5 protein-coding genes are annotated in these 12,747 nt (G+C 40.7%); 2 read left to right on the top strand and 3 right to left on the bottom strand.

Going from position 1 to position 12,747, the window contains the following annotated elements; all coding sequences use genetic code 11:
- Positions 1–81: 81 nt before the first annotated feature.
- Positions 82–3,657, bottom strand: a complete 3,576-nt coding sequence (mfd, locus tag H6G86_RS23305; protein ID WP_190936309.1) for a transcription-repair coupling factor — start codon at positions 3,655–3,657, stop codon at positions 82–84.
- Positions 3,658–3,897: 240 nt separating this feature from the next.
- On the opposite strand from mfd, the gene H6G86_RS23300 reads away from it, so the two are divergent.
- Entirely contained in the window at positions 3,898–5,235 is a 1,338-nt protein-coding gene (locus H6G86_RS23300) for a hemolysin family protein (RefSeq protein ID WP_190936308.1), read from the top strand.
- Positions 5,236–5,306: 71 nt separating this feature from the next.
- On the opposite strand, the gene H6G86_RS23295 is transcribed toward H6G86_RS23300, so the two are convergent.
- Both H6G86_RS23295 and H6G86_RS23290 read right to left on the bottom strand, forming a co-directional pair.
- Positions 5,307–6,488, bottom strand: a complete 1,182-nt coding sequence (locus H6G86_RS23295; protein WP_190936307.1) for an aldo/keto reductase — start codon at positions 6,486–6,488, stop codon at positions 5,307–5,309.
- Positions 6,489–6,999: 511 nt separating this feature from the next.
- On the bottom strand, positions 7,000–9,618 hold the full coding sequence (locus tag H6G86_RS23290; RefSeq protein ID WP_190936367.1) for a thioesterase domain-containing protein: 2,619 nt from the start codon (positions 9,616–9,618) through the stop codon (positions 7,000–7,002).
- Positions 9,619–11,307: 1,689 nt separating this feature from the next.
- Between H6G86_RS23290 and H6G86_RS23285 the strand changes: the two genes are divergently transcribed.
- The gene (locus H6G86_RS23285) at positions 11,308–12,681 is read left to right on the top strand and encodes a sugar transferase (RefSeq protein WP_242064928.1); all 1,374 of its coding nucleotides are present in this window, start codon (positions 11,308–11,310) and stop codon (positions 12,679–12,681) included.
- Positions 12,682–12,747: the final 66 nt, after the last annotated feature.

The following is a 12,747-nucleotide window of genomic DNA, read 5'->3' as shown; positions in this document are numbered from 1 at the left end:
GTGTAAACCTTCGACTGTAGTAAGAACGTAATACATACAGCAGTAAATAATTTTACAATAGGTATAAGGTTAAACTAGCAATCAAACAACAGCCGCCTCTGGAATCGCACCTTGCATTCTCCCGAAAGCATCAATCAAATTCTGCAATTGTTGATCTGCTTTAAAAACTCCTAAACCGCGCACCGTCACTTTACCAGGCGAATACACAAAGCGCGTCTTGAGATTGTCTGGTAAATTCGCCGCCAACAAATTCCAAGCTGGTTCCTCCATCGGCGTTTCTAAAACAACATGCTGCTTTTGTTCTGGTTTAATCCGGCTAAATCCGAGTTTTTTCGCTAGCTGTTTAAGTTCCATGACTCGCAAAAGTTGATTTGCAGGGACAGGTAAACTACCATAGCGATCGCTCCACTCGGCTGCAATCTGATTTAATTCTGATTTAGATTTAGCTGTGGCCACCGCCCGATAAGCACTCATTTTTTGATCCAAATCGGTAATATAATCTGCTGGGATAAATGCCGTCAGGTTAAGGTCAATCTGGGTATCCTCCACTTTCGGAATTTCTTGTCCTCGGATTTCCCGAATTGCTTCTTCCAGCATTTCCATGTATAAATCAAAGCCGATGGCATCCATTTGACCGGATTGTTCAGCACCTAGCAAGTTACCCACACCTCTGATTTCCATGTCGCGCATCGCTAGCTGATACCCAGAACCTAACTGAGTAAATTCTTGAATTGCTCGTAATCTTTGCCGTGCTGCATCAGATAATTGCCGTTGCTTGGGATAAAATAACCAAGCATGAGCTTGGATACCTGCACGTCCCACACGACCACGTAATTGATAAAGTTGTGCCAATCCAAAGCGGTGAGCATCTTCAATTAAAATGGTGTTGACTCGCGGAATATCTAAGCCAGATTCAATAATTGTTGTACAAACAAGGATGTCTGCGTCGCCATTACTGAAAGTGAGCATGGTTGATTCTAACTCGCTTTCATCCATCTGACCGTGAGCGATCGCAAATCTAGCTCCCGGTATCACTTCTCGTAAATTGGCTGTGGTTTCTTCAATCCCGTCCACTCGCGGAACTACATAAAAAACCTGTCCACCTCTATCTAATTCTTGACGAATTGCACTGCGGATACTTTCAGAATTTATCGGTGACAGATGGGTTTTAATCGCTCGTCTAGTTGGGGGTGGTGTAGTAATTAAACTCATTTCCCGAATTCCCGACAAGGACATATATAAAGTACGGGGAATGGGTGTGGCGGAGAGTGTAAGCACGTCCACTTGAGTTTTCAGGCTTTTAATTTTTTCTTTCTGGTTTACCCCAAACCTCTGTTCTTCATCCACCACCAACAGTCCTAAATCCCGGAACATCACGCCTTTACCCAAAAGTTGCTGTGTACCAACAACTACATCTAATTCACCAGTTGCCAATCGCTTTTGAATATCGCGGCGTTCTTCAGCAGACCGAAAACGGTTGAGCAAGCCGACATTCACCGGGTAAGGTGCAAAACGTTCTTTGAGTGTATGGTAATGCTGCTGTGTTAAAATTGTCGTTGGCGCAAGGAGTGCCACTTGTTTACCGGCGGTGACTGCTTTAAAAACAGCACGAATCGCCACTTCCGTCTTCCCAAAACCGACATCGCCACAAACTAAGCGATCCATTGGGCGATCGCTTTCCATGTCGCGTTTCACATCTTGTACAGCTTTGAGTTGATCCGTTGTGGGTTGGTAGGGGAAAGAATCTTCCAATTCTTCCTGCCAAGGCATATCACTGGGAAAGCTAAAACCTTGTTGTTGCGATCGCGCAGCATACAGTTTCAACAAGTCCACCGCCAATTTTCTGATGGCTTTGCGGACTTTATTCTTGGTATTTTCCCAAGCTTTACCAGTCATCCTGTTGAGTTCCGGTGCTTTATCACCTCCGGCGCGAAACCGGGATAAAGCACCCACTTGATCGGCGGCAACTCTTAATAACCCGTCAGCATACTGCACCACTAAATAATCACGGGTTTCATTATTAATCGTCAAACTTTCCAGCTTGACAAATTTGCCAACACCATGATTTCTGTGAACTACATAATCACCTGGACGCAATTTATTGGGATCAACTTGTTTAGAAGTAGCTTTGTGGCGCTTGCGGATATAGCCGGGAGTCGCTAAGGAATGCTGTCCAAAAAATTCCCGGTCTGTAACGATTACTATTCGGTATGTCGGCAGAATAAAACCTTCGAGTTCCGCAAGACCGGAATATTTTAAGGCTATGGGAGTATGGTTAATTTGCAGCTTATCTATCGCTTGGTAGTCGCGGGGATTGGGGATAAACTGGGCTGGACAATCATGTTCTTGCAATAGCGAGACAGAACGCGAAGGTTGAGCAGAAAGTAGCCAGATTGAGAAATTGCGATCGCGTTCTTGACGGATGGTTTCAGCTAGTTTAGCAAACTGGTGTGGCGTAACTGGAAGCGATCGACTAGAAAGATTGATCCCACTATTTTCCTCTGACAGTTCCGATAAATATAGTGTTTTAAATTTTGCAATATCAGCCAAACAGTCATCAAATGACCGATGAATTCTCGGTACCTGCTTAGACTCTTCCCCATTCCCCATACTTCGACTGCGCTCAGTACAAGTTCCCCATTCCCCATTCCCCATCCTCCATTGTTCCTCAGCATTTTCGACCCAGCGATCGCTATGAGCATGGCACTGTTCTGGCTCATCAATAGCAATCAATGTATTTTCTGATAGGTAATTTAGCAGAGATGCTGGTTGCTCAAAAGCCAACCCCAAAAAGCGACGACTACCCTCCAACAATGATGAGTTTTCAGTGCTAAGTTCTGAGTCAGGATTTAACTCAGGACTCAGCACTCGTAACTCAGCACTCTTCAGTGCCGCCATGACGATGGGAGCAAAGCTAGTGGGGGTAAGAATTAACTGGTCAACTTTATCGAGTGCAGAACGTTGGGTTGCTGGGTCAAATTCCCGCATTTGCTCAATTTCATCACCAAACCATTCCAACCTGACTGGAAACTCAGATGAAACTGGGAAAACATCAACAATATCACCCCTTCGGCTCCATTGTCCTTCCGTTTCCACCAGAGGTACTCGTTCATACCCCAGAATCGTGATTTTCTCACTGAAGGCATTTAAGTCTAATTCCATCCCCCGCTTCAAGGTAAGACAAAATTGCCCAAAAGCTTCTGGTGGAGGCAAATGTGGTTGCAGCGCCCCTTGAGTAGCCACAATTGCCATCTTGGGTAATTGAGAATTGGATGGGATCTGGTTTTCTTCCCCATTCCCCATTCCCCATTCCCCATTCCCCATTACCAAATCTGCCAATACCTGCATTTGTCCCCAACTCATCTCAGTTTCCGGGTCAAAAGGTTCGTAGGGAGAAGCCTCGGAGGTGGGATAAAAATGTACTGTTTGCCATCCCATTGCCTCCAGTTGTGCATAAACGCGTCCAGCTTCTTCCAGAGTGGCGCAAACTACGAACAAATTCTTACCCTGAGACTGCGCCAATGCCGAAGCAACCAAACCCTTGGGCAATCGAGAAATGCCATTTAACCGCAATTCTTGTTGTCGGTTTAGCTTAGAAATAAATTCAGTGGTGAGCGGCGATCGCGCTAAGGCACGCACAATAGAAGAAAATGACATAAGTACAACTAGCGGTGGGAGTCTTTGTGAGTCAGAAAATCTTGAGGCAGTTTATGTCAACTATTTTAAAAGTGTTGACAGACTTCTTATTCTTTCGGTGGAAGAATAATGCACAGCAACTAATAGACTTAAGAACTATAACTATTACTTTGTGTACAGTAAAAGCATTTATAGAAGCACCTTTAATACTAGATACTAGGTATTGAGCTACATTCGCTCTGATAAGCGGCAATTTTAAACATGTCCCCCATCACTTTTGAAATTTTAATCATTTTGGTGCTAATTATTGCCAATGGCGTGTTTTCTATGTCTGAGATGGCGATTGTCTCAGCCCGGAAAGTCAGGCTACAACAGCTTGCCAATCAAGGAGATGCCAAGGCTAGGGTAGCATTGACACTTGCTGAATCTCCAAATCATTTCCTGTCAACCGTTCAAGTAGGTATTTCCCTAATCGGTATCCTGACTGGTGCTTTTGGAGGAGCAACAATTGCCAATCGACTGGCAGTCTATGTAAAACTTGTGCCTTTGTTAGCACCTTATAGCGAACCCATATCTTTTGGAATAGTCGTTTTGATCATTACCTATTTGTCGCTGATTGTTGGCGAATTGGTACCAAAGCGTCTGGCATTAAATAATCCAGAAAGGATTGCCTCGATTGTAGCGATTCCGATGCAAGCCTTGGCTGCGATCGCTTCTCCAGTAGTTTTTCTATTAAGTGCTTCTACAGATTTAATCCTGCGAGTGCTGGGAATAACAGCTTCTACCGAGCCGCAAGTCACCGAAGAAGAAATAAAAATCTTAATTGAGCAAGGCACTGAGGCGGGAACTTTTGAGGAAGCCGAACAGGATATGGTAGAGCGAGTTTTTCGTTTAGGCGATCGCCCCGTCAGCTACTTAATGACACCCCGCCCCGATATCGTCTGGTTAGATTTAGAAGACACTCCCGAAGAAAATCGCCAAAAAATGGTTGATAGTGCCTATTCTCGGTATCCAGTTTGTCAGGCGGGACTTGACAACGTGCTGGGTGTTATCCCTGTCACCGACTTATTAGCCAGGAGTTTCCGAGGAGAACCACTAGATTTAACAGTGGGATTGCGGCAGCCCGTATTTGTGCCAGAAAGTACCCGTGGATTGAAAGTTTTAGAATTGTTCAAGCAAACTATTACTCATATGGCACTAGTAGTGGATGAATACGGCGTAATACAAGGATTAGTTACTCTCAACGACATCATGAGCGAAATCGTTGGTGATGTTCCTTCAACAGATGGGCAGGATCAACCCCAAGCTGTGCAACGCGAAGATGGTTCCTGGCTTTTGGATGGGATGTTACCTGTAGAGGAGTTTTTAGAACTTTTTGGTATGGAAGAGTGGGAATCCGAGGAACGCGGCAGTTATCAAACCTTGGGCGGTTTTGTCATCACCCATTTAGGTCGTATTCCTGCCGCAGCAGATCATTTTGAATGGCAAAGTATGCGAATTGAAGTGATGGATATGGATGGGAACCGCGTTGACAAAGTGCTAGTAGTACCGAAGGCAACTAAATCAGCAGATACGAAAAAATCTGACAGCGATCGTTGAGGAGTTAGGAGACGCGATTAATCGCGTCTGTACAGGAGTTAGGAGTTATTTCTCGCCCAATTCCCAATTTATCAAGTCTTAGATAGACGTTTGACCGCTTCACCCGCCAACATCTGATGCGCTTGCTCCAGAAATTGGGGGATTTTATCGGCATGGGGATTGCGGGCAAGACATTGCTGCAAGTTTAATTCCTCTAGCCGATCCGCTTTATTACCAGGAAACCAGTGACCGCCATCACCAAGTAGGTTGTAGCGCATTTTGCCATAATCTACGAGGTCGTAGGCGATCGCTAAATTCCGCAGCCACAAAATCACCTGAATATTGACCTCACCAGGGGTTTGATCGTAAGTTGGTAGATTTGTTTCCCAGGATTTTACCCAATCTTCCCCCAAAGTAGCGATCGCTTCTTTTTCCAATCTTGCTAAGATGGGCGGCAAAATTTCTGATGCCCGATCTACTAATTCCAAAGTCTTCAGGTGTTCATCAAAATCTTGTGGTTTTGCTGCTCCCACACTCAGAGTATGTACCTCTTGATGACTCAAACAAAACAAATCATTAAACACCATTGGACTCAAGGGGGCGCAAAGATTTACTAATTTTTCTGGAGGTTCATACAACAAACCTCCTTTATTAGATGGACTAATGATAAACACCCCCATATCGTGGCGTTTAGCTGCTTCAATTGCCGCCCAATTCCATTGATTAATGTAGTACCAGTGCAGATTTACGTAATCAAATAGATTGGTATTAATTGTCTGCACAATTGTATCTGTTGATCCGTGTGTGGAAAAACCAATAAATCTAACTTTTCCTTCTGCTTGCAACTGCTGTGCTACTTCCAAGCAACCACCGGGACGGATGCTATAGTCTAATGACTCAGTATGATTGATACCGTGCAATCCCAGTAGATCGACATAATCTAGCTGGAGATTTTTCAATGATTGTTCAAATGTATTGCGGAATTCTTTCGCATCTTCCTTTGGACTGATTTTGGTTTGAACAATCAACTTTTCACGGGGAAGCTGGGGTAGAACTCTTCCCAATTGCATTTCGGAAGTGCCATAACCACGAGCAGTTTCAATATGATTAATCCCAACCTCGACTGCCCTTCTAATCGTCGCTTCCAGATTCGCCTGGCTATCAGCAGGAATTTCATTATCGGGTACATCCTGCCACTTAAACTGATATCTCATGCCACCGCAGGAAAACACTGGCATCTGTAATTCTGTGCGTCCAAATCGTCTATATAGCATCAGTAGATTGTGGATTGTTTACCAACATAAATAAAAAACGACAGTCATCCAAGCCTACAGTGCCACAATAAATACCTCTGTTCAATCAGTGGCACTAGCAAGATTCATCGCATATTAAATTGGTCAGGTCTTTTGGTTATTGGACTGCGACCAGTATTCCCGTTCCACAGAATAATTATCTCATCCTAATTACCACTAGCAAGTGATTTTTCCGTTATTCTCCCAATTTGTGTTTAGACTAAGAAATGACAAAATTACCCAGCAGTAGTGGGTTGAGACTCCCACAATCTAGATATAGCGGTTCTCAATTGCCAAGAAGCAAGTGGCGTGAAGGTGAGCGAATCACGGCAGTGGAGTATTTTGGTCTCTCACAAACGTGAAATTTGCTGTATAAGTCGAAGAGTTAAGCCGATTTTGGCACTTGTTTCTTTGATTTTATAATGCTTTATTTGATCCCGATTCAAAATCCAAAATTACTAGACTTCTCTTGCAAGGGTAGTAGGTTGTCAAATTAATTATTTGGAGACTGCGCTTGGATTAAGCAATTTCTCAATGTTTCGGCTAACACCTGTACATGCGGTTCATTAAATAGGTTATGGTGAGATCCAGAAATGTAATGGATATCTAATCCTCCAGCAACTAAGTCGCCCCAGCCGAATTGAGGATCATATTGTGTCCCTATAGCTTCGTCCCGACTCTGATCGTCTGCTCGCAAGAGAACAGCTCGACCAAGGTAAGGTGAAAAGATATATTCACTGATGGCTTGAGTGTTAGCATCCATTATCTTTAAGTGCTTGTCATTTGCAGGGAAATCAATTATCCCTTGCAAGTAACGCTGATATGTTTTTTGGAGACGCTGCGTACCCCAATAAATCCATTTCACAAGTCTTTGCCAAAAGTAGACAGGCCCTTGTTGAGCTATATTATTTAAATGCAAAAAAACTCGCTTCAGAAATGGTGCCCGCCAACTATAACCTGGACGGCAACTATCAAGCATAACTAAAATACCAACTTCTTGACCTTGCTGCTGGAGTTGCCGAGCCATCTCAAAAGCAACTACACCCCCAAAAGAATAACCTCCCAGAAAATAAGGCCCATTGGGTTGAATGGTCTGGATTTCTTGAATGTAATGAGTTGCCATGTCTTCTACCCGCGTATACAAGGGCTGTTTTCCATCTAGTCCTTGTGGCTGTAGTCCATAGAATGGTTGGTCTAACCCCAAATGCAATACTAATTCACGGAAACACAAGACTTCTCCGCCAAGTCCGTGAATACAGAAAAAAGGTGGCTTGGAACCATTGGGTTGGATTTCTACCAGGGATGACCAGCTAGATTTTGATTTGTCTAAGGTATTTACTGAAGCCAAGTTTATTGCTAAATCTTCTTCTTGAGAGATTATTTTGGCTAAAGCCTCTACAGTCCCAGACTGAAAGAGAATAGCAAGAGGAAGATTTTTACTAAATATCTTCTCAATTTGCCAAAATAGTTTTACTGCTAAGATGGAGTTTCCTCCTACCTCAAAGAAGTTATCCTTTACGCCAATAGGTTGGACACCTAAAATCTGTTCCCAAATCTGTGTTATCTCGCGCTCCACTTCATTACGAGGAGCAACAAAGGTAACTTCCGATGCTTGTCTTGATAAATCGGGTGCAGGTAAAGCTTGGCGGTCTATTTTACCATTAGGGTTTAATGGTAGGGTGTCCAAAAATACAAAGTAAGCAGGCACCATATATTCAGGTAGCTGACTTTGCAAAAAGCGACGTAATTCAACTCGACTAGGAATTTGCTCTGCATTAGCAACAACATAAGCCACGAGTTGTTTGTCGCCATTAATATCCTCTCTAGCGATGACTAGAGTCTGTGTCAGTGAAGGATGTTGGTCTAATATGGCTTCAATTTCTCCCAATTCAATTCGGTAGCCACGAATCTTTACTTGGTAGTCAATGCGACCAGTAAACTCGATATTTCCATCGCTTAAGTAACGTGCCAAATCCCCAGTTTTGTAAAGACGTGCCCCAGGTTCAGAGCTAAAAGGATTGAAAATAAACTTATCTATGGTCAATTCTGGACGGTTAAGATAGCCCCGCGCCAAACCAATACCACCAATGTGCAGTTCACCTGATTCACCAACAGGCACAGGCTGCAAATTTTCATCAAGGATGTGAATCTCTGCATTGGCCACGGGGCGACCTATAGGAGCAATGGTAGAATTAGTGCCGCGCTGACAAGTCCAGAAAGTGGTATCAATAGAGGCTTCTGTCGGGCCATAGCAATTATGGAGAACATTGTCCAAATCCAGTTTGGCAAAAAAGCGTTCTATGAGTTCGCCAGGTAAAGCTTCACCACCACAGGTAATATGCCTCAGAAATGAGCAATTCTCAATTCCCTTTTCTTCTAGTAAGACACGCAGTATGGAAGGTACTAAGGCCAAAACAGTGATTTTCTGCTCAGTAATAACCTTCACAAGGTATGCAGTGTCTTGATGTCCACCAGGGCGAGCCACGATCAATTGCCCCCCGAAGCACAATGGCCAGAATATCTGCCACACTGAGGGATCGAAGCTAAAAGAAATAGTCAGTAAAACCTTATCTGCCTGAGTTAATCTAAAGGTGGTTTGCCGCCAGTAGAGTTGGTTGCGGATACCACGATGAGGGATCATAACACCCTTGGGCTGTCCTGTAGAGCCAGATGTGTAAATTACGTAGATAAGATTATCATCTGTCGTTTCATTTACAGGATTTTCTTGACTGTTTTGAATATTGCCTTGCCAATTTGAATCGAGACAAACTACCTGTGCTTGATGCGGTGGCAAGTTCTTGAGCAATTTTTCTTGGGTTAACAATACTGGTGTCTGAGTGTCTTCCAATATGAAGGCTAAACGCTCTGAGGGATATGCCGGATCTAAAGGCACGTAAGCACCTCCAGCTTTGAGAATTCCCAGTAGTCCTACTATCATCTCCAAGGAGCGCTCTAGGCAAATGCCTACAAGTACTTCAGGACCAACGCCTAAAGCACGTAGGTGATGTGCTAGTTGATTAGCCTGCTGATTTAGCTGCCAATAAGTAAGTTGCGTATTTTCAAATATTACAGCAATGGACTGGGGCGATCGCTCAACTTGCATCTCAAACATTTGATGGATGCACAAATCCTGATGATGATCTAGTTCAGTATCATTCCATTCCTGTATAACTTGAGTATCGAGGATATTAGTTAAGCTGTTTAAGGGAATATTTTGCTTATATTCTGAAATTTGCCTATTTATCTGCATTTTCTATGTACCAACTCCATAAGGAGATGCCATTATTTTAATTTATTTATTCTTTATTGTATATGCGTTTATATCAAATCCTATGCGAGGCTATACATTAAGTATCTCAGCATAGAAGCCCGAAGTTGTATAAACACAACCTAGCTTGGCTTCAGATGTGAGACGCTGGGCGAACAGTTTCTAGGTTCTCGTACACAGGCAAATCATATAAATTTTCAAATATAATTTGTATTTAAATCTGTAGATAATCGATTTATATTTAACATAACAATCGCCATTTTTAACAAATATTTAATTTAAAGCGGTAACTTTTAAATACCAATTAAAGTAAAAGTATCATTATTCATTTTTTTAGGTATAGCAACAGTTCAGCACTTTTTACTTTCATTTTAGTTAACAAATTAAACTTTTTTTACAAGATATAAACTTACGGGAAATAATACTGATAAGACTTTATCTTTTTTTATATGAATTTGTTAGAGTAAAAAATAATTATTACCGAATCTTCATTGTGTTTATTTATATGTAAAAATAGTGTGAAGCCATGATTATGATTTGTTTAAATAATTAAGTAGGGGTCATGAGTTGCATATACTAAAAACACATGAGAGAGGAACTGGCGACTCAGGACTATAGCAATCCGAGTTGAAATCTAAGAACATAAGGAGATTAAAAGTACGTGTTTTAAGCTATTTTGGCGATTTCCTTCATACAAAGCGGCGTAATATTTTTTACTTGATGCTACCATTCTTAAATCAGGCCTCCATAAAAACATATCATTGGCATAAAGATAATGTAGGAAAAAAGGCTTAGAAGGTGAAACTATCTATAAATGCAGATATAACAAGACTCACAGATAGATTTTGTTCATTTATTAGAATTTATTGTTGTTAGTCTGTTACAAAATTCTCTCAAAATAACCATGAGACTTAACACAAGTTCAAGCACGAAATAATTTTTGTAAATTTTTGTAACATTATTCAAACTTTTGATGCGTTTCGTTATATGTTATGTGTGTAAGTCTTATTAATTAAGTAATTATGCGTAAAAAACAGAGAACTTCTAAGGAAAGCTAAATTCATCTAGCTAAATATGCTACAGTAGTTCCCGAAGGAACATAATTGTCTCATAGAAGTAAAACTCTGCAATAGAACTGTAATCACTCAGTTCAACTGTTACGCCCTTTCAAAAGCCTAATACTTTTACCTGACCTATTTAATTATTAATGTCATGTCAGGAATTTTATTAAACTATAAGAAGTTAACTTACCAAAAAATCATTTTCTTGCGCTCAAAGCTCAAAATATCCAGACTCAACTGAATCTTGACCTGCAACAAAAGCTAAATATCTGGGTAGTAAATTTTCTCAAACCTATCCTGGAATATGCTTTTGATAGATAAATTCAAGTTACTCCGAACAAAATAGTTAATAATATTTAGGCTACAAAGAAGGGGTTTCTTTGAAATAAAAATGTGGGATATCTCACTTGTCTTAAATATTAAGTTTTGATCAAATTCAATCAAATTTTAAATATACCAAGTGTTCCTCAGTATGAGTAATCAAAGCATTACAACAAATAAATTCAGTGAAGCACCTTTGGATTTACGTGCATCTTCATCTGTAAGGGTACGCAAAGGTTCATGGTGGTTGAGATTAATAACATTGTTTCTGGTAGACTATACACTTTTATCCTTAGCTTGGGTTTTTGCTGGATACAAATCTTTTTATGGTAGTTTTTCTTGGGATCTACCTAGTCATTACTTACCGATTTTAATAACTATTGGTATTCAAATAGGATCGCTAGCTATAGAAGGTATTTATAGAGAAGGTCAAAAACGCTATGACTATTTGAACATTATTAAATCGTTAACTTTTGCTCATGGACTAATAATATTTGCTTGTTTTTTGTATCAACCAGTTGTTGATATTACACGCCCAAAATTAATATTGTTATCTTGGCTTCTAAGTATATTATTTATTTGTACTGGGAGATACGGTGTAAATATTACCTTGGAATATCTCCGTAAGCAGAAAAAAATAGTTCGTTCTTCTGTCTTCATTATTTGTGATCCTCAAGACCATGAGCAGATTGCTAGCTTTATTAAAAAAGAAAAGCACTATATTGTGTCTGGAACTGCTCATGCTAATTCATTAGACAGATATCAGCGTCAAAAAACATTAAATCAACTTAATGAATTAGGTGTAACAGAGGTTTTTATATCTTGGGATGCTCTAAAAAATAGAATGTTTTTATGCTGGTTATTTCAAGCATCTGGTATTCAAGTACATATTTTGCCGATGGAATTAAAACCAATCTATAAAAACATAGAATTTAATAAAATAGGGGGAATGCCTTGTCTGAGTTTGGATTGTCCGATAATTACAGGTAAGGATTTTTGGATAAAACGTACTTGTGATTTCTGTTTTGCAACTTTACTTGTAATGTTATCATTTCCGATTTATGTAGCTATAGCTGTAGCTATAAAACTGGACTCTCCTGGAACAGTATTTTACAGGCAAACGCGTATAGGTCTACATGGGCAACAATTCAAAGTATGGAAATTCAGAACTATGAGGTCTGATGCAGAAAAATTACAGAAAGAATTAGAAGCTTTAAATGAAACGAAAGATGGGATTATCTTTAAAATTAAAGATGACCCTCGTATTACTCGCGTTGGAAAATTTCTTCGGCGCTATAGTTTAGACGAATTACCTCAACTTTTTAACGTTATCTTTGGAGAAATGAGTATAGTAGGCCCCCGTCCGTTACCTACTAGAGATGTAGACAAGTTTTCTGAACATCATTTTATTCGACATGAAGTTTTACCTGGTATTACAGGTCTTTGGCAAGTCTCAGGTCGCTCAGACATTGTAGATTTTGAACAAGTGATAAGTAAGCCGTGGGAAAAATTTATAAGTATGTAACAAAAAATTAAGCAGAAGAATTGGAGTTAAATCTTATACGCTGTGTACTATATTTTCCCTTCTCTG

Origin of the sequence: Nostoc sp. FACHB-133 (genome assembly GCF_014698055.1) — a bacterium.
Taxonomy (GTDB): domain Bacteria; phylum Cyanobacteriota; class Cyanobacteriia; order Cyanobacteriales; family Nostocaceae; genus Nostoc.
Note: the sequence above shows the minus strand (reverse complement) of the source record. Positions and strands in the feature narration are given on the sequence as shown.